The sequence below is a fragment of the Turicibacter sp. St.80E1 genome (genome assembly GCF_059728495.1).
This window is the reverse complement of sequence record NZ_AP039386.1, coordinates 2027780-2053818: the sequence shown is the minus strand read 5'-3', so window position 1 is coordinate 2053818 and position 26039 is coordinate 2027780. Positions and strand designations below refer to the sequence as shown.

The 26039-nt window shown below is 35.1% G+C and carries 22 protein-coding genes and 1 tRNA gene; 22 read left to right on the top strand and 1 reads right to left on the bottom strand.

Translation table 11 applies throughout. The features are described 5' to 3' along the window. Positions 1 to 470 precede the first annotated feature (470 nt). The 11 genes from AC6I0I_RS09845 to gpmI all read left to right on the top strand — a co-directional run bounded on the left by AC6I0I_RS09845 (position 471) and on the right by gpmI (position 12526). Positions 471 to 1487, top strand: a complete 1017-nt coding sequence (locus tag AC6I0I_RS09845; protein ID WP_237658955.1) for a resuscitation-promoting factor — start codon at positions 471 to 473, stop codon at positions 1485 to 1487. 802 nt (positions 1488 to 2289) lie between these two features. Beyond that, positions 2290 to 3228 carry an HPr(Ser) kinase/phosphatase gene (gene hprK / locus AC6I0I_RS09840; protein ID WP_161832325.1) on the top strand — a complete coding sequence of 313 codons (939 nt, stop codon included), beginning with the start codon at positions 2290 to 2292 and terminating at the stop codon, positions 3226 to 3228. A 55-nt stretch (positions 3229 to 3283) separates the two neighbouring features. Further along, positions 3284 to 4135 carry a prolipoprotein diacylglyceryl transferase gene (gene lgt, locus AC6I0I_RS09835; protein ID WP_161832326.1) on the top strand — a complete coding sequence of 284 codons (852 nt, stop codon included), beginning with the start codon at positions 3284 to 3286 and terminating at the stop codon, positions 4133 to 4135. 50 nt (positions 4136 to 4185) lie between these two features. Further along, positions 4186 to 4833: a pyrophosphatase PpaX gene (gene ppaX / locus AC6I0I_RS09830; RefSeq protein ID WP_161832327.1), complete on the top strand. Its 648-nt coding sequence runs from the start codon at positions 4186 to 4188 to the stop codon at positions 4831 to 4833. Position 4834: 1 nt separating this feature from the next. Next, positions 4835 to 5764 carry a thioredoxin-disulfide reductase gene (trxB, locus tag AC6I0I_RS09825; protein ID WP_161832328.1) on the top strand — a complete coding sequence of 310 codons (930 nt, stop codon included), beginning with the start codon at positions 4835 to 4837 and terminating at the stop codon, positions 5762 to 5764. Between the two features lie 113 nt (positions 5765 to 5877). After that, positions 5878 to 7208 (top strand): IS3 family transposase gene (locus tag AC6I0I_RS09820; RefSeq protein ID WP_411040339.1). Its coding sequence is split into 2 segments (ribosomal slippage): positions 5878 to 6279 and positions 6282 to 7208, totalling 1329 coding nucleotides; the frame shifts between segments, so codons are not numbered across the junction. Between the two features lie 198 nt (positions 7209 to 7406). Beyond that, positions 7407 to 7883: an NUDIX domain-containing protein gene (locus AC6I0I_RS09815; RefSeq protein WP_262950709.1), complete on the top strand. Its 477-nt coding sequence runs from the start codon at positions 7407 to 7409 to the stop codon at positions 7881 to 7883. Positions 7884 to 7910: 27 nt separating this feature from the next. Further along, complete coding sequence (rapZ, locus tag AC6I0I_RS09810; protein WP_161832330.1) at positions 7911 to 8780, top strand: RNase adapter RapZ; 870 nt, start codon at positions 7911 to 7913, stop codon at positions 8778 to 8780. A gap of 11 nt (positions 8781 to 8791) precedes the next feature. After that, positions 8792 to 9772 (top strand): gluconeogenesis factor YvcK family protein, encoded by a 981-nt coding sequence (locus AC6I0I_RS09805; RefSeq protein WP_161832331.1) that lies wholly within the window; start codon positions 8792 to 8794, stop codon positions 9770 to 9772. A gap of 4 nt (positions 9773 to 9776) precedes the next feature. Next, positions 9777 to 10736, top strand: a complete 960-nt coding sequence (whiA, locus tag AC6I0I_RS09800) for a DNA-binding protein WhiA (RefSeq protein ID WP_161832332.1) — start codon at positions 9777 to 9779, stop codon at positions 10734 to 10736. Positions 10737 to 10984: 248 nt separating this feature from the next. After that, positions 10985 to 12526, top strand: coding sequence for a 2,3-bisphosphoglycerate-independent phosphoglycerate mutase (gene gpmI / locus AC6I0I_RS09795; RefSeq protein ID WP_161832333.1), 1542 nt, complete (start codon positions 10985 to 10987; stop codon positions 12524 to 12526). A gap of 40 nt (positions 12527 to 12566) precedes the next feature. Here the strand turns inward: gpmI and AC6I0I_RS09790 are convergent, their stop codons facing one another. After that, positions 12567 to 13346, bottom strand: a complete 780-nt coding sequence (locus tag AC6I0I_RS09790; protein ID WP_161832334.1) for a M15 family metallopeptidase — start codon at positions 13344 to 13346, stop codon at positions 12567 to 12569. A gap of 161 nt (positions 13347 to 13507) precedes the next feature. Between AC6I0I_RS09790 and AC6I0I_RS09785 the strand changes: the two genes are divergently transcribed. The 11 genes from AC6I0I_RS09785 (at position 13508) to AC6I0I_RS09735 (ending at position 26036) form a co-directional block, all read left to right on the top strand. Then, positions 13508 to 13581: transfer RNA gene (locus tag AC6I0I_RS09785), tRNA-Thr, on the top strand. Positions 13582 to 14132: 551 nt separating this feature from the next. After that, on the top strand, positions 14133 to 15422 hold the full coding sequence (gene eno, locus AC6I0I_RS09780) for a phosphopyruvate hydratase (protein ID WP_161832335.1): 1290 nt from the start codon (positions 14133 to 14135) through the stop codon (positions 15420 to 15422). Positions 15423 to 15676: 254 nt separating this feature from the next. Continuing rightward, positions 15677 to 16780 (top strand): AI-2E family transporter, encoded by a 1104-nt coding sequence (locus tag AC6I0I_RS09775; protein ID WP_161831804.1) that lies wholly within the window; start codon positions 15677 to 15679, stop codon positions 16778 to 16780. Positions 16781 to 16892: 112 nt separating this feature from the next. Continuing rightward, on the top strand, positions 16893 to 17864 hold the full coding sequence (locus AC6I0I_RS09770) for a sodium:calcium antiporter (protein ID WP_262953488.1): 972 nt from the start codon (positions 16893 to 16895) through the stop codon (positions 17862 to 17864). Between the two features lie 52 nt (positions 17865 to 17916). Then, positions 17917 to 18147 carry a preprotein translocase subunit SecG gene (secG, locus tag AC6I0I_RS09765; RefSeq protein WP_161831806.1) on the top strand — a complete coding sequence of 77 codons (231 nt, stop codon included), beginning with the start codon at positions 17917 to 17919 and terminating at the stop codon, positions 18145 to 18147. A 317-nt stretch (positions 18148 to 18464) separates the two neighbouring features. Continuing rightward, positions 18465 to 20795: a ribonuclease R gene (gene rnr, locus AC6I0I_RS09760; protein ID WP_161831807.1), complete on the top strand. Its 2331-nt coding sequence runs from the start codon at positions 18465 to 18467 to the stop codon at positions 20793 to 20795. Between the two features lie 33 nt (positions 20796 to 20828). Continuing rightward, positions 20829 to 22325, top strand: coding sequence for a CapA family protein (locus AC6I0I_RS09755; RefSeq protein ID WP_262953487.1), 1497 nt, complete (start codon positions 20829 to 20831; stop codon positions 22323 to 22325). A 23-nt stretch (positions 22326 to 22348) separates the two neighbouring features. After that, the gene (gene smpB, locus AC6I0I_RS09750; RefSeq protein WP_161831809.1) at positions 22349 to 22816 is read left to right on the top strand and encodes an SsrA-binding protein SmpB; all 468 of its coding nucleotides are present in this window, start codon (positions 22349 to 22351) and stop codon (positions 22814 to 22816) included. Positions 22817 to 23202: 386 nt separating this feature from the next. Next, positions 23203 to 23604 (top strand): hypothetical protein, encoded by a 402-nt coding sequence (locus tag AC6I0I_RS09745; protein ID WP_161831810.1) that lies wholly within the window; start codon positions 23203 to 23205, stop codon positions 23602 to 23604. 433 nt (positions 23605 to 24037) lie between these two features. Continuing rightward, positions 24038 to 24562 (top strand): DUF4358 domain-containing protein, encoded by a 525-nt coding sequence (locus AC6I0I_RS09740; protein WP_161831811.1) that lies wholly within the window; start codon positions 24038 to 24040, stop codon positions 24560 to 24562. Positions 24563 to 24623: 61 nt separating this feature from the next. After that, the gene (locus tag AC6I0I_RS09735) at positions 24624 to 26036 is read left to right on the top strand and encodes an MBOAT family O-acyltransferase (protein WP_161831812.1); all 1413 of its coding nucleotides are present in this window, start codon (positions 24624 to 24626) and stop codon (positions 26034 to 26036) included. Positions 26037 to 26039 lie beyond the last annotated feature (3 nt).

The window sequence follows — 26039 nt, the reverse complement described above, 5'->3', positions numbered from 1 at the left end:
GTTATGTTTTTGAGGATACAAAGGAGAGAAGACGTAAAAATGTCCTCTCTCTTTTTTTAGTCGATGATATTAGCAGCATAAGAGGGATAAATGTGAATGGTTTTTAAATGAGGGATTAGGTGTATTAATAAAAAATATTTTTAAAAATTAATGTATTCTGTATAGTGTATTAAAAAAGGACCAATAATAGAGTAAACAGATTAATATTTAAATTTTTTCTTCTTTAGACAAAAAGTCTTAGTAAAATAAGGAAAAATATCGAAAACCGAACATTTTGTGTCTTTTTCGGGTCTAATTATGTTCTTTTTGTGTAAAAAGTGTATTAAACAAAGGGTTAACCGGTTTAGAAGGTTGACCTTTTTTTTGTACGCGTGCTATGATAGGCACGTCGTAAGCTCACTCTAGAAAGATTACTTGCTTGTTTATCGGACGTAAAGAAGGAGGTGAACTGTTGCTAAAATGGGCTATCGATGAAAGTCGTTAGGATTTGTTTTAGGCAACAGGCGCATGAGATGAAACGAGATCTAATTGCATTTATTATGTCATTATGCGTAATTGTAGTTGGAATCTACGCTGTCATGCAATCCAACTTGAAGGAAGTAAACATCAATGATAACGGAGAGCTGAATACATTCACCACATATCAACAGACGGTGGATGCCTTGTTAAAAGAGCAAGGAATAAGAGTTGGAAATTTTGATGATATGAATGTAAGTTTTGATGAAGAAATTTACGATGGAATGGACATTGAGATTAATCGTGCCCAGTCAGTCGTTATTAATGATGGTGGAATCAAAACTTTAGTCATGACAACAGAATCAACAGTAGATGATGTATTAAAACAACGTAGTATTGAACTTAGTTCAACAGATGAAATTTCAGTCGATAAATCTTCTTTGGTTGAGGGAGATATGGAAATTGAAATTACACGTGTAGAAAAAGCATATGAATCCGTATTTGAAGAAATTAATTTAGATACAGAGTATGTTTACACGGAGGACATTCCACAAGGGGAACAAGAAGTATGGAATGAAGGTTCGCCAAAAGTAGTCGAACGCGTCATCGAAAAGGTTTATAAGAATGGAGAACAGATCGAACAAACTGAAGTAAAGACGAATGTGGTTGACGAAGGTCAAACCAAAACGATTGCAATTGGAACGGGTCCAATTACATCTTTCGTTGCTAATATGACTGCCTATGATATTCATTGTGCAGGATGTGGAACACGAGTGGCGTGTAAACCATACACAGATATTAGCTCAACCATTTACTATAATGATAGTACATATGGTTCAGTTCGGATTGTTGCCGCTGGAAAAGATTATCCATGTGGAACAATCGTAGACATTGACGGAATCGGTAAAGCGATTGTTTTAGATCGCGGTGGTGCTGTTACCGGAAATGATTTAGATTTATTGGTCAATACAAATCCATGGGATTTTGGCCGCAAATACAAACAAACTAAAGTCCTCAGATTGGGCTGGTAATCTTTCGTTTACGAAACGTAATCGTCATCAAAATTTTATATGCTTGTAGAGGGATGGACAGTTAGTGAAAGTTCTTACGACAATCAATAATTTAGGTCATTAGCTGAAGTCATATAAAAGGCGAGAAACGTCGTTGCGTAAATAGTATGAAAAGGGTCTTCTGATTTTAACGTCGATCGGTTAAAGTCAGGAGACCTTTTTTTGTTATTAAGAGACATCTGTAAAAAAGTAATCTAATTTACAACAATTACTAAAAGTTTATGATAGAATAGAATTAGATTATTGGCGCGAACTATATTAAATTGATCTGGATTAAAGAAAGATCCTTCTTTGTTTTATAAAGATGATTTAAAGGTTAAAGTAGGTCAATATTTAAAAATAAGCATTCCTAAGTTAAATTCAAGAGGAAGATAATTTCTAGATAGCGTGTTCAGAATAATTAGTCAGATTCATTTATTTATGAGTAGAGGGAGCATATTCTTAATAGCAATCATTCAGTAGAGGTATAATTAATACGAAGGTTTGTTGAAGATGATTTTATTTTTACTTTAATATAAAGTATTTTCATTGCAGAGTGAATTTGTCATTATTCCAACTTCTAGATTATTTACTAGAATGGTGAATGAATTGTTGGAGTCGGTTACAGACTATTGAAGGGAAATCGTGTTTGGGGGAATTTTTTAGTCTAATTCATGTACATTCTATCTTATTGAAAGAATTTAATCCCTATTTATTAAAGGAAGCTTTGGAAACAATCCGTGAGGCTGGTTAGTTTATATTATAATTTGGTGGTGAATAGTTGATGAACGTAGTAACAGTTGAAGATTTAGTAGCGGAATTAGAGCTAGAGATCGTGACAGGGAAGGATAAATTGAATCGTCCGATTACAGAGCAGATGTTGTCACGTCCTGGAATGGAATTAACAGGTGTTGTTGAGTACTTTAGAGATAGTGCGAAGCGTCGTGTACAAATTATTGGGACTAAGGAATGGTTATACTTAGAGTCGCTCGATAGCGAGGTTCGACGTGAAAGAGCCCGTGTTTTATTCACTGAGGAAACGCCTGTCATTGTGTTTTCAAAAAATTTCAATATTCCACAAGAGATGATTGAACTTTCTGAGGAAACAGGGGTTCCACTTTTAAGAAGTGCAAAAGAAACGACCGTTTTATTTACATCTATTTCTAACTATTTAGAGGAGGCATTATCTCCTATCGAGTCAGTTCATGGAGTATTAGTGGACGTCAATGGAATCGGTGTTTTAATTACAGGTAAAAGTAGTATTGGGAAAAGTGAGACTGCGTTAGAGTTAATCCATCGTGGACATCAGTTAATTGCAGATGATCGTGTTGATATTTTTGAAAAAGAACCAGGTTTAGTAGTAGGGCGTGCTCCAGAATTGTTACAACAGTTTATCGAGGTACGTGGAATCGGAATTATCAATGTCGTTGAGATGTTTGGGGCGCGTGCTTACCGTCATAAGAAACGTGTAACTTTAATGATTGAACTAGAAGATTGGAATAATGAAAAAATATATAATCGCATTGGTTTGTCAGATGAGACGACTCGCTTATTCAATACGGACATTCCAAAAATCACGATTCCAGTTCGTCCGGGACGTTCGATTGCTTCATTAATTGAAGTTGCTGCTATGAATCATCGGTTAAAGGTAATGGGGTATAATGCGGCAGAAGCATTTACTAATCAATTAAATCAGTTTATTCAGTCAAAGAGTAATCATTAAAAAGTGAGGATGAGTTATCCTCACTTTTCAAATCAGATAGAATGGAGGAAGGGTATTGGATCATTCAACAATTGAACCGCTTAATAGAGTATTTTTGCAACTTGGCCCACTTACGATTTATTGGTATGCTGTTTTTATCATGTCAGGGGTTGGCTTAGGCCTCTTTTTAGCAGTGCGTGAAGGGAAGAGAATGGGAATTGGATCAGAGTTTTTTTATGATCTCGTTACTTATGGATTACCTATCTCAATTGTGTGTGCTAGACTTTACTATGTTTTATTTAGTCTTGATTATTATTTAGCTAATCCAGGCGATATTATTAAAATTTGGCAAGGTGGATTAGCGATTCATGGTGGAGTAATTGGAGCAGTCATTTTTGGCTATATGTTTTGTAAAAAGAGAAAGGTTAATTTTTGGCTAGTCGCTGATATCGCAGGGGCAAGCTTTCTTATTGCGCAGGCACTTGGGCGTTTCGGTAATTTTATGAACCAAGAGGCGCACGGTGGAGCAGTTCCCGGATCAACGTTAGATGCTCAACGGGAGTTTTTAAAATCTTTATTTATTCCTGATTTTATTGTGAATAATATGTATATAAATGGGGTATATTATCATCCAACATTTTTATATGAATCTTTATGGAATATAATAGGTTTTTTAATTATTATTTTTATTCTCCGTAAACTATCTCGTGTACTTGTTGGAGAGATTGCGGCTTTTTACGCTATCTGGTATTCGGTTGGACGTTATTTTATTGAAGGAATGAGAACAGATAGTCTAATGTTAACAGATTCCATCAGGGTAGCACAGTTTATTTCATTAATGATTATCCTTGTTGTTTTTTCTATCGTGATTGGACGTCGCATGATGAAGAAGGAATTAATTTCATATAGGAGCTTTTATAAATCATAAGTCTTGGAATCGATGAGATTTCAATCTATTTAGGAGGTGTGATAGAAGGGATGTTAAAGGCTGTTTTATTTGATTTGGATGGAACGTTAGTTAATACAAATCACCTGATCTTTAATTCTTTTAGACAGGCATTTTCGGAATTAATGAGTCATCGTGTATTAAGTGATGAGGAAATTATGGACTGTATCGGTCCGACTCTTCATCAAACGGGTGAGAAGTATTTTCAAGATAATGCGGAGCAATTTGTTCATTGCTATCGTAAATATTATCAACAAGATCATGATGAGATGATTGAGGCATTTCCGGGAATTGTCGGGATGTTGCAGATGCTTCAAGAAATGGGATTAAAATTAGTCATTGTGACTTCAAAAAAACGTGACATGGCGATTAAGGGATTATCTTATTTGAATTTGCTCTCATTTTTCGATTTAATTGTGTCATCTGACGACGTAACAAATCCTAAGCCACATCAGGAACCAATTCAACGCGTGTTAGATTACTATCATTTTTCGGTTGATGAATGTTTAATGGTTGGGGATAATTCGCATGATATTGAATGTGCTCATGCTGCAGGTGTGAGGAGTGTTGCGGTAGGATGGGCAATGCGAGGTTCGGATTATTTGAAAACGTATCATCCGACTTATATAATTAATGAGGCAAAGGAATTAGTTGATATTGTTAAAAAGGAAGGGATATAGAATGGAAAAGATTTATGATTTAGCTATTATTGGCGCGGGGCCAGCAGGGATGACTGCTGCAATTTACGCGGCACGTGCAAGTTTATCAGTTGTAATGATTGAGCGAGGTGCACCGGGTGGGCAAATGGTGAATACATTTGAGATTGAGAACTATACCGGTTTTGAAAAAATTTCGGGTCCTGAGTTATCGATGAAGATGTTTGAACACGCTCAAGCGGCTGGGGCTGAATATGCATATGGCAATGTAGAGAATATTAGTTTAGGTGATGATGACATTAAGATTATTGATTGTGGGGATCATCATATTAAAGCACAGACAGTTATTGTGGCAACGGGAACTAAACACCGATTATTGAATGTGCCAGGAGAAAGTGAGTTATCTGGCCGCGGTATTTCTTGGTGTGCGGTTTGTGATGGTGCTTTCTTCCGTGGGAAAAAAGTAGCCGTTATTGGTGGGGGTGATTCCGCAATTGAGGAAGCTATTTATTTGGCGGGACTTGTTGAAAAGGTTGTTGTTATTCATCGCCGTGATGAGCTACGTGCACAAAAGATTTTACAAGAAAGAGCTTTCGCAGATGACAAAATTGAGTTCGTATGGGATTCCGTTGTAGAAGAGTTTGTAAATAAAGATGGAAAGTTAGGCGGAGTTAAGGTTAAGAACGTAAAAACAGATGAAGTATCTAGTATTGAAGCAGACGGTGCCTTCATCTATATTGGTCTAGACCCAATCACTGATATGATTAAAGAGTTAGAAGTGACAGATGAGGCTGGATATATTGTAGTGGACCATTCAATGATGACACCGGTTCCGGGAGTTTTTGCAGCGGGAGATGTTATTAGTAAAGAACTTCGTCAAGTTGTTACTGCTGTAAATGACGGTGCCATTGCAGCGCAGTCGGCATTTAAATATATTGAAACGAAATTAAGATAACTAATACTAATAAAAAAGTAAAATGTACCCTAGAGAGTAGACAAATAAAAAAAGTCTACCTTCTAGGGCCTTTTTGTTATAATATTAACTATTAGATTTTAGGAGGATTTTAAATGAGCAAGAAGTTATTTACACCACAAGAGATTGAACAACTCAAACAAAACGAATATGTTAAGTCAGTATCTGAAAAAGGGATTACTTATACGAAAGAATTTAAGGAGAACTTTATTATGATGAGCGAGAAAGGAAAGTTTCCGCGAGAGATATTCGAATACTATGGATTTAATGTTACGGTGCTTGGCATGCAGCGTGTGAATTCTGCAGCTAAACGTTGGAAACAAGCCTTTAAAACCCAGGGCCCATTAGGATTGGATGATAGTCGTACTAAGAATTCTGGAAGGTCCCTAAAACGAGAGTTAACGCTAGAAGAACAATTATTACGCACGCAGGCTGAATTAGAAGTTTTAAAGATTGAGAACGAATTATTAAAAAAGTTGAGACTCATGAGAAAAATGCTCGAATAGTCTCTAAAGAAGTAAAGTTTCAAATGATTCATCAAGTAGTGAATCAGACATCAACTAAATTTAAATCTTTAATTTCTCATTTATGCGATAGTCTTGGTGTTTCAAGATCAGGTTATTATCGTTATTTTTCGTTATGTGCTGAAGAAGCTCGTTTAAAGCGATTAAAGGAGGAACAACATCGTTTAGAAGTTATTCAAAAGGCCATTTGTTTTAAGGGACGAAAAAACAAGGGAATTCGCCAAGTAGCGATGGTTCTTAAAGGGGAATTCAACATTATCTTTAACCTAAAATCTATTCATCGAATCATGAAAAAGTATGGACTATTGAGTCAAGTTCGTCGAAGCAATCCCTATCGTAAACTCGCTAAAGCGACACAAGCACATCGTGTCTGTCCAAATCTTGTTAATCGTCAATTTAGGCCATTAGAACCTTATAAAGTTCTATTAACCGATATCACTTATTTAAAATATGGAAAGGGTCAGACTGCCTATCTCTCGACCATCTTAGATAGTGCAACAAATGAAGTTTTAGCTTTTCAATTAAGTGAGCATTTAAAGATAGATTTTGTTCTCCAAACACTGAACCAACTTCAAGAAAATCCGACTGTCCAATTAACGAAGGAAACGATTATTCACTCCGATCAGGGCGTGCATTATACGAGTCCGCAATTTTCGAATCAATTAAAGGAATTAGGAATTCAACAATCAATGTCTAGGAAGGGGAATTGTTGGGATAACGCTCCACAAGAATCATTTTTTGGGCATCTAAAAGATGAAGCAGATATAACCAATCAACTGACATTTGATGATTTACTCATTGAAATTGAAGAATATATAGATTATCATAACAACTTTAGATATCAATGGAATTTAAAAAAGCTGACTCCTGTAGGATACAGAAATCAGCTTCAAGTTGCTTAGGTTTTTTTCTTTGTCCTTGACAAAGGGTACAGATTAAAATGGGATTGTAGGTAATCGAAAATAGTTATTCTTTTTTTTAGATTAAAAGTAGGATACCGACATATAATATAGAGTTGTTAGAATCAACGTTGTCAATATCATTTTTCCTATTTCGCTCGGATGTGTGATATAATAGCGATAGTGGAAGAGGGTGGAATAATGCGTGTCGTAAACAGTTTATTGCTAAAAGATGACAAAATATTGTTGTTATTTAAACAAAGTCGTCAAAAATGGTTTTTACCAGGTGGGAAAGCCGAATTTAGCGAAAATGTTATTCAAACGGGAATAAGGGAATTTTTTGAGGAGTCTGGCCTTCAATTACAGCACGTTAGCCTTGGTGCCGTGACGACGGTTGTAGTCGAAGAGGCTGAAGGACAAAAGGAATGGATGTTATACACAATTAAAGGGACCGATGCCGATGGCTCATTACAAGAGGTTAATCGCGAAGGCATTTTAAAGTGGCATGATGTAGGTGAGTTAGATCATTTACCGATGTTTGAAGGTGATCGTTTTATCATTAAGCATTTAATTCATCACGATGAACCCATCGTATCGACACAGTTTTATACTTCGACTTATGAACTAATTAAGGTTATATCAAGTTACGATGTTGAGGATAAAGAAGTTTTAAGTTAACGAATGAAAATGAAGGGGTGTGCTTAGATGAAGAAAATTAATTTATTAATTGTAACCGGAATGAGTGGTGCCGGGAAGAGTGTCGTTTTAAATAGTCTCGAAGACGTTGGTTATCATTGTATTGATAATTTTCCACCGAAACTGTTACCTAAATTAACAGATTTAATTATGGGGACCAGTGAACATGTAGTTAATTTAGCGGTGGTTATTGATTTACGTTCATTGGATTTTGATTCTATCGATGAGATGTTATACTTTTTACAAGATAGTCACTATGTGAATGTTCATGTTCTATACTTAGATGCGAATGATGAGACGTTAGTGAAGCGATATAAGGAAACACGTCGAACACATCCGTTATCAAGAGATACCAACTTATTAGATGGAATTCATAAGGAACGTAAATTACTAAAACCTATTTTTGATATTTCTGATTTTAAAATTGATACGACGGGTTTACCAGCAAAAGAATTAAAGAAACAAATCATTACGAAGTATGGGAATATCGATAAGGATTATTTTAGCGTAACATTTATGTCGTTTGGATTTAAACATGGGACACCGATTGACACAGATATTATGTTCGATGTTCGATTTTTACCTAATCCATTTTATATTGAGGAGATGCGTCCACAAACCGGGCTTGATGAAAGTGTTTATGAGTATGTCATGGGGTTTGAGGAGACCACAACATTTTTATCGAAATTGACTGATTTATTGCAATTTTTAATTCCAAAATATAAAGCGGAAGGAAAATCTCAAGTTATTATAGGAATTGGGTGCACGGGTGGACAACACCGATCAGTGGCAATTGCGGAGTATTTATCTCACGCATTTGAACATGACTATGCGACGAATGCCACACATCGGGATATTCATCGTGCGTATAAAAAGTAGGGGGAAGCATTATGGCAGAATATGATTTAAAAGTAGCGGTTATTGGAGGGGGAACGGGCCTTTCAACGATATTAAGGGGACTAAAACGATATCCTATTGATTTAACTGCTATTGTAACAGTAGCCGACGATGGGGGGAGTTCGGGAAGTTTGAGAACGGATTTCGATGTTCCCCCTCCGGGGGATATTAGAAATGTACTCGTAGCTTTATCAGAGGTAGAGCCTCTTGTGCAGGAGTTATTTCAATATCGATTTACTGGTCAAACCGATTTGGCGGGACATCCTACCGGAAATTTATTAATCGCAGCGATGACCAATATTACTGGAGATTTTGCATCTGCTATTCAAAAGTTGAGCGAAGTATTAAAAGTTCGAGGATGCGTATTACCAGTATGTAACACTCCGTTATGCTTGTGTGCGGAGTATGATGATGGTACAATCATTCAAGGCGAATCACTTATCCCGACTGTTGATAAAAAAATTAAACGGGTTTATTATACTAAAAAGGATGCAAGGGCACTTGAAGAGGCTGTTGAAGCTATTATGGAGGCCGATTTAGTTCTACTTGGTCCAGGAAGTTTATATACAAGTATTATTCCTAATTTATTATTTAGTGAGATTTCTGATGCTTTGGTTAAAACATCTGCTGAATGTGTCTATTGTTGCAATATTATGACTCAACCCGGTGAAACAAATGGATATACGGCTTCTGATCATGTGCGTGCGCTTCATGAACATGCAGGTGCAAGCTTTGTTGATAAGATTATTGTGAACGATGAGGAACTTGATACTGAGACATATGAGCGTTATTATGATCAAAAATCGGATATTGTTATAATCGATGAATGTAATCTTCAAGAAATGAATATTGAGATTATTAAAAGTCGTTTAGTTTCATATAACAGTGTAGGGGAGGTACGCCATAACGCTAAAAAAGTAGCGGCAACTATCTTTTCGCTACTATTAGATATCGAGGAAAAAAGGGAGGGGTGATACCATGTCATTCGCTTCTGAAACAAAAAAAGAATTAGTTCAAATACAATCAGATGATTGTTGTGCAAAGTCTGAATTATCGGCATTGATTCGGATGAACGGTGTGATTTCGTTATCGAGTAAAGGTTTAGTTTTGGACTTTGCGACCGAAAATGCTGCGATTGCCAGGAGAACTTTACAATTAATTAAGCAATTGTTTGATACAGAGGTAGATTTACTATCTCGAAAAAAAATGCAACTTAAGAAAAATAATGTTTATATTATTCGTATTAAGAAAAATGCCCGCGAAATTGCGACGGAGTTAGGGATTATGTCAGATACCGGCTTTGTTTTAGGAATTGCTAAACATTTAATAGAATATGATTGCTGTAAAAGAGCTTATTTACGTGGAGCTTTTTTAGCAGGTGGATCAGTAAATAATCCGGAGACCTCCTCTTATCATTTTGAAATTTGTACGCTTGATGAAGAGCATGCAGAGGATTTAAAGGATCTGCTTAATGTTTTTGACTTAAATGCTCGTGTTCTTCAAAGAAAGAAGGGTTATATTACTTATATTAAAGAGGCCGAGAAAATTAGCGATTTTTTAAGAGCGATTGAAGCATATAATGCCGTACTAAACTTTGAGGATGTTCGTATTTTTAGGGATATTAGAAATTCAGAGAATCGTTTGAATAATTGCGAGATTGCTAATGAAACGAAGACAATTGCTGCTGCAAAGCGCCAAATTGATAATATTGAACTAATAGACTTTGTTTACGGAATTAATTCATTGCCGGAACGTTTGCAATATGTTGCTAGACTCAGACTAGAATTTCCTGAGGAGAATTTAACGTATTTAAGTGAAGTTGCAACGCAACGCGGGATGAAATTGACAAAATCAGGAATTAATCATCGAATGAGAAAGTTAACAGAAATGGCCGAAGAAATTCGTGAAAATCAGCAAAAACGAGCTGAACAAAATTAAACTAAAGTGAGATGATTCTTATTAGTTGTTTCCAATTAGAAACAAAAAGTTAAACCTTATTCATGTACAATGTGTATGAATAAGGTTTTTTTAGAATATAAGAAAAGCTTGGATAAAAAATATTTAATTAGAAATAATAAAAAATGTTTTTGTCTGAAAAAAATTACAACCGCTTACAAATTGATATCCGTATACTTGTGAATTAAAGTTTAGTATACTATTATTATAAGAACGAAGGAGGAAATACTATGACTAAAAAACCTGTAGCATTAATTATTTTAGATGGTTTTGGTTTACGTGATGAAACTGCTGGAAATGCAGTTCAAGCAGCTAAAATGCCAAACTTAGATCGTTTATTCCATAAATATCCTCATAATACGTTAGAGGCATCTGGATTAGGAGTTGGATTACCTGATGGACAAATGGGGAACTCAGAGGTAGGACACTTAAACTTAGGTGCAGGACGTATCGTTTATCAATCATTAACTCGTATTAACTTAGCTGTGAAAAATGGAGACTTAAAAAATGATCCTGTTATTGAAAAAGGATGTGCACACGCATTAGAAAATAACAAAAAAGTGCATGTTATGGGATTATTATCACCAGGTGGAATTCACTCACATAATGAGCATATTTACGCGTTAGTAGAAGCAGCTAAAGCTCAAGGTGCAAAAGAAGTGTATGTACATATTTTCTTAGATGGACGCGATACTGCTCCTAAATCAGCATTAGAGTATGTAGAAGCATTAGAAAATAAATTAACAGAAATCGGAATTGGAAAAATTGCGACTGTATCAGGGCGTTATTATGCAATGGACCGCGATAAAAACTATGACCGTACTCAATTAACATATGATGCAATGACTCAAGGAACAGGTGAAAAATTCGAATCAGCGAAAGCTGGGGTTGAAGCTTCATATAAAAACGATATCTTAGATGAATTCGTTGTTCCATTTGTAGTTGATGCAAACGGATTAATTCAAGATGGAGATACAGTAATTTTCGCTAACTTCCGTCCTGACCGTGCACAACAAATTGCAATTGCATTATCTAACCCTGAAAATGTAGCAAGCTTTGCTAAAGAAGGTAAAGAAGCATTAGATCCTTCAAAAGGACCTAAAGATGTTTACTTCATCTCAATGATGTCTTACGGGGATGCTGTAAAAGGACCAGTTGTTTTTGGATTACAGGATTTAGCTAATACTTACGGAGAAGTTATCTCAGCAAACGGATTAAAACAATTACGTATCGCTGAAACTGAAAAATATGCTCACGTTACATTCTTCTTTGACGGTGGGGTAGACAAAGAAATCGAAGGAGCAACACGTGTATTAATTAACTCACCAAAAGTTGCAACATATGATTTAAAACCTGAAATGTCCGCATACGAAGTTGCAGATGCTTGTGTGGCTGAAATTAATAAGGATATTCACGATACAATTATCTTAAACTTTGCTAACCCAGATATGGTAGGACATACAGGGGTATTTGATGCAACAGTTAAAGCTTTAGAAGCAGTTGATGAGTGTTTAGGTAAAGTAGTTGATGCGATTATCGCTAAAGGTGGAGTCGCTATTATTACAGCTGACCACGGAAATGCTGAAAAATTAGTGGACGAAAATGGTGGAGCATATACAGCTCATACATCAAATCCAGTTCCAGTCATCGTAACAAAAGAAGGAATTGAGTTACGTGATGGTGGAAACTTAGGAGACTTAGCACCAACAATGTTACAATTATTAAATGTTAAACAACCTGAAGAAATGACAGGAAAATCAATTATTAAATAATAATTTTTATGAAAAGGGCATCGCTTCTCGCGATGCTCTTTTAAGATATATTTTTTTCGAAATGTTGATAATCTTTTGGTTGGTTCCAATCACCACCCCAACTCCAACCATATTTTTTGAAAATTTCACATACTTCACTTTCCGCAGTAATCATACCAGGAATCTCCTGTCCCCGGTCCGTATAGTCTTCGCCGTTTGCGGGTAACACTTTATTTGCGTACACATAAGGATTTATTTTAGGATTAATGTCAATCGCTAATCCGTAGGCGTGATTTGAAGGAGTAGATCCATTTGTAATCATCCTGAAATTAAAGGCGCTTGTATTATTATCTTCCATGGATAATTCATCAGAGTTATCGTAATGATGGATGGCCTTCATTTTTTCAATTGGAAAAGAAATTGTATAAAGTTCTTTAAAGATTTGTAGTACCTCTTCGGCAATCGCCTGATTTACAATGAGTTCTCCTTGGTGTATCTCACCATCAAAACCAACATGAAGAATTTCTAGGTACCGTAGGTCATCATATTCAATGTATTGTGGATCGATTGGGATTAAGGAAGCGAGAGAGTCTCCGTATTTTTCTTGTAGAGTTTGAATGGTAAAAAAGTCATCTACCGTGAACTCGGGAACTGATGATGTTTCAGAAACTTGATCATTTTCGGTGATCGTTGAACTAGGTGGGGAAACTTCCCTTACTAAAGGATTTTCTTCAGGTGAAGAAAAAGGATCGGATTCTTCTGAAACAAACGATAAGGTAATAGGGAGGTATAGACTAAGAGGAATTCCAATCATTAGGAGTGAGATGATAATTTTTTTCATTTAAGACGTCTCCTTTTCAAAATGGGTTGATAGGTTTATTATTGAGTAAGGTTATTATAAATGAGATCGTTGAAGAAATTTAGTTTTTTATGAAATACTCCTAAATGATGGGATAGGGGATTGAAATTTTAGAAATATATGTTAGAATAATAGTGTGAATGGCCAGGTTAGTTTAGTGGTAAAACAACGCAATGGTAATGCGTAGCCGCGAGTTCGATTCTCGCACCCGGCACCAGTTTATGAAAAGATTGATTCAGCTTGATGAAGCTGATTTTTTTTTGCTTTTTTCGCCAATTTTTATATCTTCACTTAAAATAAAAATCTCGAGGTTTGTAGAATTTATCGATTGTTTCATCCACAATGGTTATTAAATAAGGGGATGGGAAGAGGGAGCGGCAGGTTGATGATTAAGTTTTCATTTTTGAAAGGCTTTTATCGTCATTAAAATGGATTTCTTTACTTTAGGAGAAGATTTAGATTTTTTCTACATTACCGCATCAGTTGTTTATAGCGAGGGATTAATTGGTTAAAGATGACACTTTTATTTTTAATAAAGGATATCTAATAGAGATATAATAAAGTGTATAAATGGAGGATATTTAGAAATAATAAGTAATTACCTGATTTGGAAAAGGGGAATTAAGGAGTTTGTCGTTTTTTTTAGTATTATGGTAGGAATGAATAAAAATATAAAAAATAGCGTTTTCAATTTAAAAATATCTTTAATATGCAAAAAAATGTATTATAATAAGAAGTGTGAAAAAATTAGAAAAAGGAGTGTCTTAAATGCCTTATATTGCTGATGTATATGCTCGCGAAGTATTAGATTCTCGCGGAAATCCTACTGTTGAAGTAGAAGTAACAACTGAAAGTGGATCATTCGGACGTGCTTTAGTACCATCTGGAGCTTCTACTGGAATTTATGAAGCAGTTGAATTACGTGATGGAGATAAATCACGTTACTTAGGAAAAGGTGTTTTAAACGCTGTTAAAAACGTTAACGAAGTTATCGCTCCTGCTTTAGTTGGTATGGACGTTACTGACCAATGTGGAATTGACCGTTTAATGATCGAATTAGACGGAACTAAAAACAAAGGAAAATTAGGAGCTAACGCAATCTTAGGTGTATCTATGGCTGTTGCTCATGCTGCTGCTGACTTTGTTGGATTACCATTATACCGTTACTTAGGTGGATTCAACTCTAAAGAATTACCAACTCCAATGATGAACATCATCAATGGTGGAGAACATGCAGACAACAACATCGACTTCCAAGAGTTCATGATTATGCCTGTTGGAGCTCCAACATTTAAAGAAGCTATCCGTATGGGAGCTGAAGTATTCCATGCATTAAAATCAGTATTACACGGTATGGGATTAAACACTGCAGTTGGTGATGAAGGTGGATTCGCTCCAAACTTAGAATCAAACGAAGCTGCTATCAAAGTTATCTTAGAAGCTATCGAAAAAGCTGGATATGTTCCAGGTAAAGACGTAATGATCGCTATGGACGTTGCTTCATCTGAGTTCTACAAAGATGGAAAATACGTTTTAGCTGGAGAAGGTGGAAAAGTATTCACTTCTGAAGAATTATGTGATTTCTACGCTGAATTATGCTCTAAATATCCAATCATCTCAATCGAAGACGGTTTAGACCAAGACGACTGGGCTGGATGGGATTATTTAACTAAAAAAATCGGAGATAAAGTGCAATTAGTTGGAGACGATTTCTTCGTAACTAACACTGAGCGTTTAGCTGAAGGTATCGAGAAAAACGTTGCAAACTCTATCTTAATCAAAGTTAACCAAATCGGTACATTAACTGAAACTTTCGAAGCTATTGAAATGGCTAAGAAAGCTGGATACACTGCAGTTGTATCTCACCGTTCAGGAGAAACTGAAGATGCTACAATCGCTGACATCGCAGTTGCTACAAATGCTGGACAAATCAAAACAGGTTCAATGTCTCGTACTGACCGTATTGCAAAATACAACCAATTATTACGTATCGAAGACGAATTAGGTGAACAAGCTGTTTACAACGGAGTTAAATCATTCTATAACTTAAAAAAATAATTTAATTATTTTAGTTTAGATTAACTTTATGCCCCCTCTCTTTCTCCGACAAAGAGAGGGGGTTTTTAGTTTATCATCTGAATGATAGGTTAACGCTTATTGCAGGAGCTAGGTCTACAAGTAGGTGTTAAAGGATATACTGTAATTGGATTAAGGGTGAGGACACTCTACAAAGGATAAAGTGGATTATTTATGCCGAAATTAGCGTGCGTAGATTATTCTTCTCGCTATATATTTAAAAAGGGGGATTGTCAGTGAAGTTTTTCAAGGGATCAATCAATTACGCTTGTTTGAATGGGGTTCTTATTTTAATCGGTATTTTGGTATTGATCCATATCATTAAATTAGTTTTTCCGATTTTAACTCCAGCTCTTGCTATCATGAATTTTATTTTGTCACCATTTTTGATTGCAATTTGTCTTGCTTATTTATTAAATCCAGTCGTTGAATTGTTTTGCCGATTTAAAATTAAGCGAAGTTATTCCGTCTGGTTAACATTCTTAACGATTATAGGAACTGTTTTTTATGCTATTTTTAGCCTTATTCCCTATTTTGTTGTAAATATCCAGCAGGTGATGGGAAGAATTCCTGCCCTATTAGAAAGACTTCAATTTTTAGTTGATAAGTGGCAATTAAGCGATATCGATTTTTATCATTATGATTTTACAAAGTTGTTTTCTCAAAACTCTGAGGTGATTAAAATTTTCTCATCGTTTCTATCACGTTTAGGACCGTGGCTATCTTCATTTAGTAGTAGTTTTACCTTGGTGTTAGGAATGGTTTTTTTGGTACCGGTAGCGTTGTACTATATTTTGAGCCATTTTCATGAAATAAGGGGAGGAATTCGCCAGGCATTACTTATACATCATCAGGACCGACTATTCAAAATGCTTAAAGAATGTGAGTCTGTCGTGACCGCATATGTTTCGGGAACATTATTGGTTTCTGTTGTTCTGTCTATTATAGCCTCTATCTATTTTTCAATTATTGGATTAGATAATGCGATTGTTTTTGGGACTCTCATTGGATTTTTAAATATTATCCCCTATGTGGGACAGGTTATTGGGACGATACCTGCTGCGATTTTTGGTTTGATGGTTTCGCCGTTAACCCCGATTTATGTTATTTTAGGAGTTGCAGCCTTGAATGTGATTGAGGGAAATTTAGTTAAACCGTTTGTTTTTTCTAAATCGATTGATTTTCATCCGATTATTGTATTTACGTTGATTATGATTGGTGGACAGTTTTTTGGGGTTATTGGAATGATATTAATTATTCCAATCGCAGGTATTTTGAAAATTATCGGAAGATATATGTGGGAATTAATGAAAGAGAAAAAAGAAAAAGTTCGCGCTTAGCGAACTTTTTTTTGTCTGTTGTTGCAAGGAAATGCTCTTACTGCATATTTTAGTTTATTATAACATACGGTTAGATGTATGAGTTTGGTTATGGTCGTAGGAGGAGCTTTTGATGGGGATGCTATTAACTCAGTACTTTATATTATCAATCATTGTTGTTGTATCATCCATACGTATTTCTTCTTGTGTAGATGAGTTTACAAAACGGACTAAAATTGGTGGAGCCTTTATTGCAGGTATCGTATTAGCAGGGGTGACTTCCCTTCCGGAATTAATTACAAGTCTTTCTTCTACCATTGTGTTAAATAATGCTGATTTAGCAATGGGTGATATTTTAGGGAGCAACGCTTTTAATATTTTTATTTTAGCGGTAGGAAATTTAATATTTATTAAATCGCGTCTATTTAATTGGACAAAGCAGTTGAATGTAAAGACAAATGTGCTGAGTACGTTCGTTTATTTTTTTATTTTCTTGAACTTATATGGGTTTTTAACCGGACGAATAGGTCATATTGGAATTACATCATTTTTTATTTTAATTTTATATTATATCAATATTCGCCTAGTTGCTGATGGCGAGGAGCAGGAATTGTTAAATCCAAAGGTTACGTGCCGGCTCAGGGTTCTCGTCTATCAATTTATTTTATCTGCTATTGTAATTGTTGTTTCAAGTTTACTTATTTCTGTTGTTACAGACAAGATTGCTCGAATAAGTGGAATTGGGTCTTCCTTTATTGGGGCCATGTTTTTAGGGGTAGCAACTTCTCTACCGGAGATGGCAAGTTTGGTAAGTCTTGTGCGCCTAAAAAATTATGATTTAGCGGTAGGAAATATTGTAGGAAGTAACCTATTTAATTTCGTTATTATAGCATTGGCGGATATTTGTTATGTATCAGGGAGTATTTTTGAATTTTTAGATACATCGAATCGATTGTTAGTTATTGTCGGTTTATTAGAGTCTATTTTGTTAACTTATATGTTATTAAGAAAAGAAGTGAAAAATTTATTGTTATATGTTTTACCCTCTTTAATGATTATTTTTATTTATTTTTATTATCTAAGACTCTCCTTAAATAATGGTTGAAATTGTATACTGGATATGATAAAGTTTTGTTATAGTATAAGGAGGGTTTAGGATGTTTCAATATGGCGTAGTAGATATTCTATTTATGATTGTTTCTGTAATCCTAATTATTTTGGTAGCCTTACAAAGTTCTAAACAGGGGTTAAGTGATTCTCTTTCAGGTGGTAATAGCGAGTTATTTAAAAATCAAAAGGAACGCGGAGCAGAGGTATACGTTGTTCGAGCAACATATATTTGTTCAATTGCCTTTTTAGTTTTAGGATTAATGGTTTTTATGAAATAATTGTGGGCTCATATTCAAAATGAATATGAGTTTTTTTATTGAATGAAGTAGGATATGAATAGGATTTAAAAGTTAAGGATGCGGTTAAACTCTTTTTCGTAAGGTAGAGCTTGAGGGGAATAGAGGTAATGGATGAGCTCCTTTTATAAAAATTGGGTAAATTTTTTAGAGTAGGGAATAATAGTGATATAAAATAGACCTATTTGTATAAACTAGTGATAGGATAGTTTTGGTTAGTTTATCTATTCGTAGTAAAAAATGGTTAAATGTTTATGGAGTTATGATAGAATATAAGTTATGAGTTGGAGGTGTGCTATTTGCGCAATACAGTATTAGAGTTATTAGGATCGAGTCACTATGAGGCAATGACGATTGATGAATTAGTGGATTATTTACAGATTGATGATTCAAAGTCTTTTAAGGAATTTGTTAAATTGATGGTATCTCTTGAAGATGAAGGGATCGTGGTGCGTTCAAAAAATGATCGATATGATTTGGCGCGTGAGTTAGGTTATTATAAAGGAATTATTTCTATTCACCCCAAAGGATTTGGGTTTGTTGAAATTGAAGATATGGATGACGTTTATGTTCGAAGTGAGGATTTAAACGGGGCGTTACACAAGGATACGGTACTCGTAAAAATTTTACCAAGTTCAAAAGGTGATAGTTTAGAAGGTGAAATTACTCAGGTTCTTGAACGAGGAATGACGGATTTTATTGGGACGTATTATGAAATCAAACAGGTTGGCTATGTTAAACCGGACAATTCACGCTATCAGGCTGTTGTGGCAATTCCTAAAAATAAAACGAAGGGTGCTGTTAAAGACCATAAGGTGCGTGTTCGTATTATAGACTATTTAGAGAATAATGTGGTGAAAGCAGAAGTCACTGAAATTTTAGGACATAAAAATGATCCGGGAATTGATATTTTATCGGTTGTGTATAAGTATGATATTGTTCCCGAATTTAGTAAAGAGGCATTAGAACAGGCGGAGCAAATTCCGAGTGAACCTGATTATGATAGTTATAAAGGACGCCGTGATTTACGAGGGGAAACTATCGTTACAATCGATGGGGATGACGCGAAGGATTTAGATGATGCTGTCCATGTTCGTATGCTTGAAAATGGGAATTATTTATTAGGAGTCTCAATTGCCGATGTTTCTTACTATGTGACTGAGGGATCACCTCTTGATCGAGAAGCCTTCTTTAGAGGAACGAGTGTCTACTTGGTTGACCGTGTGATTCCTATGATTCCACATCGTTTATCAAATGGAATTTGTTCATTAAATCCACAGGTTGATCGTTTAACAATCACGTGTGAGATGGAAATTTCTCCAAAAGGTGAAGTCGTTAACCACGAAATTTTCCCTTCTATTATAAAGACAACTGAACGGATGACTTATAATCACGTTAATCGCATTTTAATTGATGAAGATCCACAATTATGCGAGCGCTACAAGGAGTTAGTTCCGACTTTTAAAATGATGTATGAACTTTCTCAAATTTTACGTCAACGTCGTCATGATCGAGGATCGATCGATTTCGATTTAGAAGAGTCAAAAATTATTGTGGATGAATATGGATTCCCAGTTGACGTGGTTCTTCGTGAACGAGAAATCGCGGAACGAATTATCGAAGATTTTATGCTAGCGGCAAATGAGACAGTGGCAGAACATTTTCACTGGATGGATGTTCCGTTTATTTATCGTGTGCATGAACATCCAAAACCAGAAAAGTTAGAACGTTTCTATAAATTAGCACGTGCATTAGGTTATGAGATTAAGGGAACGAAGGAACATGTTCATCCAAAAGCTTTACAGATGATTACAGAAGCGGTACATGGTAAACCAGAACATGCAGCCATTAATACGATGATGCTTCGTTCGTTACAAAAGGCACGGTACAGTGAGGAGAGTCTGGGCCATTTCGGATTGGCGGCCGAGTTTTACACACATTTCACTTCCCCAATTCGACGTTATCCGGACTTAGTTGTTCATCGATTAATTCGACGTTATTTATTTGACCAAGATTTATCGAAAGAAACCCTTGCTTATTATTCAGCGGTCATGCCTGAAATTGGTGAACAGACATCTAAGCGTGAACGGGATGCAATTGATGCAGAGCGCGAAGTAGAGGATATGAAAAAGGCGGAATACATGACTCAATTTATTGATGAAGAGTTTGAAGGGATTATTTCTTCAGTCACTAAGTGGGGAATGTATGTGGAGTTGCCAAATACCGTAGAGGGTCTTGTTCATGTGAATGATTTAACAGATGATTACTATGAGTTTGATGAGGATAATTTGGCTCTAATTGGGCGTCGAACTAAAACGGTGTACAAAATAGGGGATAAAGTTAAAGTTATCGTTTTAGCAGCTAGTAAAGAAGAACGTACGATTGACTTCCAGTTAGTAGGAATGAGTAAAAGCCGTCAAAAACGCGGATTTAAACGAATTGATACACGGGAAGTGTCACGTAAAGGGCGCTCAAAGGATCGTTCACGTGATAGAAAAGGAGGTAACCGTGATTATCGTCCTGTTCGTTCGCGTAAAACGAATAAATCAACGGATACTAACTTTAAAAATCCAAAACCAAAACGTAAAAAAACGAATGCTACTTCAAATGGCAAGTTGAAAAAGAAGTAATAGGTTATCGATTGAAAGGGAGCAAGGAAAGTCATGATGAAGAAATTGAAATCAATTAATTGGCGTAATGTTATCTTATTTTTATTCGTCATGGTTGGTTTATTAGTATTAGCCCAATCGTTCGTCTTACCAGACATGGTTGGTTGGGATGTTGAACGTGTGAAACACTATGAATCGGGTAATGATATAACGATTGATTACCGCTCTGTTTATTCGGATACAGTTGCCTATGGGACTGTTACCGAACAAGAAAAGTGCGGTAAAGAACAAAAATGCGATGTCATTTTAACCTTTTCTAAAGGAAAAGATGTGTCGAGTCAGTCTGAGGAAGAGGTTAAAGCATATATAGATGAGTTAATCGCTAGTCAATTGATTGATTTTAAACAAGTTGTATATAATGAACCAGAATACTCAAATGAGGTAAATCAGGGGTATCCTATTAGTTATGATGCCGAACCTTATGAAGAAAAAATTAGAATTACCTTTTCTAAGGGACCTGAGATTCATGTTTATGAGGCAAGCATGGTAGGTATTGGTGATATTTTGTTACATGACACGGTTTATAATGATTTCCGTGTAGAAGGAGAGGCATTTGACTTTGCGCCACTTTTTGAACATGTCAAACCTTATATTGATCCAGCTGATTTTGCCTTTGTTAATCAAGAAACAAACATTGGTGGGGTTGAGATTGGTCTATCGAGTTATCCTAATTTTAATAGCCCTTATGAAATTGCAAGGGATTTAATTAATATTGGATTTAATATGTTTTCACGTGCAAATAACCATACGTTAGATAAAGGTGAAGACGGAGTTTTAGCAGCTCAAAAACACTGGGAAACCTTTGAAGGAATTATTACGTCTGGATCGACGGATTCTGCAGAAAAAAGAGAACAAATTCCTGTTATTGAACAAAATGGAATTAAAGTTGCTTTATTATCTTATTCCTATGGGTTTAATGGACATCGTCTACCAGAGGATAAACCATACTTGGCCAATGAATTTGATTATGAAATTGCACGCTCTGATATAGAAAAAGCGAAAAGTGTGGCCGATGCTATTGTCGTATCGATGCACTGGGGAGTTGAATATTCAAATATTCCGAGTGAGATGCAAAAAGAACAAGCTCAATGGTTAGCCGATCAAGGAGTTCATATTATTTTAGGGACTCATCCTCATGTTTTACAACCTGTGGATTTATTAACAGGGCAACACGGAAACAAGACATTGGTTGCTTATTCGCTTGGAAATTTTGTTTCTGGACAAAAAGGTTTAGATCGCTTAGTCGGTGCTATTTTAAAATTTAATATTAAAAAGACGACAATTGGAAATGTAACAACGATCGAGATTGAAAACCCTCAGTTAATGCCAACTTATAATTATGCAAAACAAGCTGGACAAGAATACGATGTTATTCCATTGATTGATTCCGATCAGGCAGAGTACTTTGAGACAGTAAGGGCGTTAATGGAGACTTATTCATCAACAGTTGAAGTAGTAGAGTATATTACTTATGATAAGGTAGAGCAATAAAGTTTTTATAAGGTGGTGTAATAATGCCAAAAGGCGTGGGATCAACAATAGCACAGAATAAAAAAGCGGGGCATGATTATTTTATTGAAGATACGTTTGAAGCGGGACTTGTACTACAAGGGACAGAAATTAAATCTATCCGTGCTGGAAAGGTTAATTTACGGGATTCATTTGTGAGGATTGATCGTAATGAGGCATTTGTTCACAACATGCATATTTCGCATTATGAGCAAGGTAATCGTTTTAATCATGATCCGTTACGTACCCGAAAGTTATTGTTACATAAAAAGGAAATTGATCGTTTAATTGGCGTTCAAAAAATGGGAGGATACTCATTAATTCCTTTAAAGTTATATATCAAGGATGGCTACGCTAAATTATTGTTTGGAGTTGCTAAAGGTAAGAAAAATTATGATAAACGTCAAGACCTTAAAGCAAAGGATGCTAATCGTCAAATCGAAAAGGCCTTACGTGATCGACAAAAGTATTAAAATTAAAAAAGTCAGTATTTCATTTTTAAAAAGAAATACTGACTTTTTTTATAGATTAGTAGCGGCATTTGAATTTTATAGTTATCATAAATAGTAGACCAATTATTTAACTATATTTTCACTTAAAGGGTTGTTAGATTGATCGATTAAACAGAAAATCATATATTTGAAAAGAGGCTTAATTCCCTGATGGACGGGAGAGTAGGAGAGAAACTTTAAGGATACGAAAGTTATAGCGGATGATAGCGATGTATTACAGAAGGAGAGGTTATATGGTGGATAGTTATTAATTATAAGTAAGATACATATTTATAAATGAAGGGGCATATAATGTTTGAGGTAGTGCCTATAGGAGTAGGCATCGTCAGAGAATAAGGGGGGAGAATATGTTAAAAACTGAAACACTTAACATCATCGAGTTTAATAATGGTCAGTTTAAGAAACCAGTTTTGATTAGATATACTATTGTCATTCATTCGAATGAGCCGAAACCTTATGATGAAGATGCCTTAAATTTAATTAGTTTTCTTAAGAGTTTACCCGAACAATTTGAAACGGTTGAATTGGTCTATCAGGTTGCAGACGCAAAGGTAACAAATTTAGTCCGTCAAAAGATTGTGGTGAAGGTTGATGAAAACATCTACTCAACTTATGTTTTAGATGATGATTTAGACTTATTTTTTAATTTGTTAAGGTTATTTAAAAACTATGAGTATGATGTTGAAGGGGAGGAGCAAAGTGTTAATCCAATAAGATTGGCTGTTGCCCTAAAAAATTATCAAATTTAATGATCCCCAAAAAAGGTCCTGTTTCATTGAGAAGGATCTTTTTTTATCTGCTCCTTTTATAGATTAAGTGATCAAGGTAATCGTTTTAATGAAATAATCGTACTTATTCGGAGGATAAATCAAATGATAGACGAGGCTAGTGCGAGAAATTTATTAGCAAAGAAAGAAGTCCCTACGGGTTCCATTTATAAAATCAAGGTGTTTGTTTATAAGGTTTTTACGTAAACCCAATAAGGGACTTTAATAGATACTGATGGACGTTTAAGGAATATCCACAAGCGATAAAGGATCATTCTTGATTGAGAAATAAAAAAAGGGTGGAAATAATGTTATTATTTATTTAAATAATGGAACACTATTAATGAATAAATCGTCTAATTAAACGAATAGAAATTTGTTAATCAAATCGAATCACTTCATGGAGGAATCAAAGATGAAAAACTTAAAGTTAATGTTAGTGGCCTTATTAATGATTGTATTAACTGTCGGATGTAGTAAGGACAAACAAGAAACACCTTCTTCGGGTGAAGTATCGCCTAAGGAAGTTATTAATCAAATCCAAGCCGAACTTGCAAAAGCATACGATGTAAGTTTAGAAGATGGGGTTTTACCAGGATATGCGTTAATCGATATGACAAATCAAGATGAAATGGCGATGTATGAAGGAATTTTTAATCCAGAAGATATTAAGTCAGGATATATTTTACAAAACTTAATGAATGTTAGATCAGAATTAATTATGGTTGCTGAAGGAAAAGATGCGAAAGCGACAGAAAGTATTAAATCATCTTATGAAAAAGTTTTATCAAATCAAGAAGCTACATGGTCAACTTATTTACCTGATCAATATGAATTGGTAAAAAACAATAAAATAAAAACAAAAGGAAATTATATTTTATATGTAACAAGTGAAGAGTCTGAAAAAATTATTAAACTTTTTGAAAAGGCTGTTAAATAAAATAAAGAGTTAGATTGGGGATAACCCAATCTTCTTTTTATATGAAAGGAGATGATAATGAATGGTTTTTAGTAGTTTAGTTTTTCTATTTGTTTTTTTACCCCTTACGCTACTTCTCTACTTCAGTGTGCCTCGAAGGTTAAGAAATACTATTTTATTAATCGTGAGTCTTATTTTTTATGCCTGGGGAGAGCCAATTTATATTATTTTAATGCTTTTCTCTACGGTGACAGACTTTGTACACGGCCTATTAGTAGAGAGGTACAGGAATCAACCTAAAAAAGCTAAGCTTGTGGTGTTGTCTTCGATTACTATTAATTTAGGGTTATTAGTGTTTTTTAAATATTCTACGTTCTTATTAACTAATATTAACTTATTATTTCACACAAATTTTTATATTCCCCAAATGTCCTTACCGATAGGAATTTCCTTTTATACCTTTCAAACGATGTCCTATACGATTGATGTGTTCAGACAGGAAGCTAAGGCAAAGAAAAATATGATTGATTTAGGAGCCTATGTCACCATGTTTCCACAGCTTATCGCGGGACCAATCGTTCGATATCAAACGATTGCAAATCAGTTAGATCATCGAGTAGAGAGTGAAGATCTCTTTGCCAAAGGAATTTGGCGTTTTACCATTGGGTTAGGTAAAAAGGTGTTATTGGCTAATAATATAGGATTACTATGGAATCAAATACAATTAACAGAGATGAGTGATTTATCAATTGTAATGGCATGGCTTGGATTAGTGGCTTTTGGATTTCAAATTTACTTTGATTTCAGTGGATATTCTGATATGGCTATTGGTCTTGGCTACTTATTTGGATTCGAATTATTAGAAAACTTTAATTATCCCTACATCTCACAAAGTATTACCGAGTTTTGGCGACGATGGCATATTTCGTTAGGATCATGGTTTAGAGACTATGTGTATATTCCATTAGGCGGAAATCGTAAGGGTAAAAAAAGAATGTATTTGAATTTGTTTATTGTTTGGATGTTAACGGGATTGTGGCATGGGGCAAGTTGGAATTTTGTGTTATGGGGCTTATACTTTGGAATCTTAATCATCATAGAAAAGGCCTTTTTGCTCTTTTGGTTATCACGTGCTCCTCGCTGGATGCGGCATGTCTATACAATTATTTTATTACTGATTGGATGGGGACTTTTTGCGTTTGAGGACTTTCATCAATTAATCAATTATTTTACGGTGCTTTTTGGATTAAGGAACGCGACATGGGTTAACCAGGAAACACTCTATTATTTAAGCCAAAATATCATTCTTTTCGTTCTCTTAACGATCGCTTCTACTCCTATGATTCGTCTAATTGGGCAAAAACTATTTAATAGCCCATATGGTTCAGTAATTAAAGCATTCATCGTTCCTATGATTTGTTTATTGATTTTAATTGCCTCAACGGCCTATTTAGTCGACTCATCTTATAATCCATTTTTATATTTTAGGTTTTAAGGA

What these genes read in the sequence shown, in the direction of transcription:
- AC6I0I_RS09845 (WP_237658955.1), top strand. Translation starts at nt 471, where the DNA reads ATGAAAGTCGTTAGGATTTGTTTTAGGCAACAGGCGCATGAGATGAAA.
- hprK (WP_161832325.1), top strand. Translation starts at nt 2,290, where the DNA reads ATGAACGTAGTAACAGTTGAAGATTTAGTAGCGGAATTAGAGCTAGAG.
- ppaX (WP_161832327.1), top strand. Translation starts at nt 4,186, where the DNA reads ATGTTAAAGGCTGTTTTATTTGATTTGGATGGAACGTTAGTTAATACA.
- trxB (WP_161832328.1), top strand. Translation starts at nt 4,835, where the DNA reads ATGGAAAAGATTTATGATTTAGCTATTATTGGCGCGGGGCCAGCAGGG.
- AC6I0I_RS09815 (WP_262950709.1), top strand. Translation starts at nt 7,407, where the DNA reads ATGCGTGTCGTAAACAGTTTATTGCTAAAAGATGACAAAATATTGTTG.
- rapZ (WP_161832330.1), top strand. Translation starts at nt 7,911, where the DNA reads ATGAAGAAAATTAATTTATTAATTGTAACCGGAATGAGTGGTGCCGGG.
- AC6I0I_RS09805 (WP_161832331.1), top strand. Translation starts at nt 8,792, where the DNA reads ATGGCAGAATATGATTTAAAAGTAGCGGTTATTGGAGGGGGAACGGGC.
- whiA (WP_161832332.1), top strand. Translation starts at nt 9,777, where the DNA reads ATGTCATTCGCTTCTGAAACAAAAAAAGAATTAGTTCAAATACAATCA.
- gpmI (WP_161832333.1), top strand. Translation starts at nt 10,985, where the DNA reads ATGACTAAAAAACCTGTAGCATTAATTATTTTAGATGGTTTTGGTTTA.
- AC6I0I_RS09790 (WP_161832334.1), bottom strand. Translation starts at nt 13,346, where the DNA reads ATGAAAAAAATTATCATCTCACTCCTAATGATTGGAATTCCTCTTAGT.
- eno (WP_161832335.1), top strand. Translation starts at nt 14,133, where the DNA reads ATGCCTTATATTGCTGATGTATATGCTCGCGAAGTATTAGATTCTCGC.
- AC6I0I_RS09770 (WP_262953488.1), top strand. Translation starts at nt 16,893, where the DNA reads ATGGGGATGCTATTAACTCAGTACTTTATATTATCAATCATTGTTGTT.
- secG (WP_161831806.1), top strand. Translation starts at nt 17,917, where the DNA reads ATGTTTCAATATGGCGTAGTAGATATTCTATTTATGATTGTTTCTGTA.
- AC6I0I_RS09755 (WP_262953487.1), top strand. Translation starts at nt 20,829, where the DNA reads ATGATGAAGAAATTGAAATCAATTAATTGGCGTAATGTTATCTTATTT.
- smpB (WP_161831809.1), top strand. Translation starts at nt 22,349, where the DNA reads ATGCCAAAAGGCGTGGGATCAACAATAGCACAGAATAAAAAAGCGGGG.
- AC6I0I_RS09745 (WP_161831810.1), top strand. Translation starts at nt 23,203, where the DNA reads ATGTTAAAAACTGAAACACTTAACATCATCGAGTTTAATAATGGTCAG.
- AC6I0I_RS09740 (WP_161831811.1), top strand. Translation starts at nt 24,038, where the DNA reads ATGAAAAACTTAAAGTTAATGTTAGTGGCCTTATTAATGATTGTATTA.
- AC6I0I_RS09735 (WP_161831812.1), top strand. Translation starts at nt 24,624, where the DNA reads ATGGTTTTTAGTAGTTTAGTTTTTCTATTTGTTTTTTTACCCCTTACG.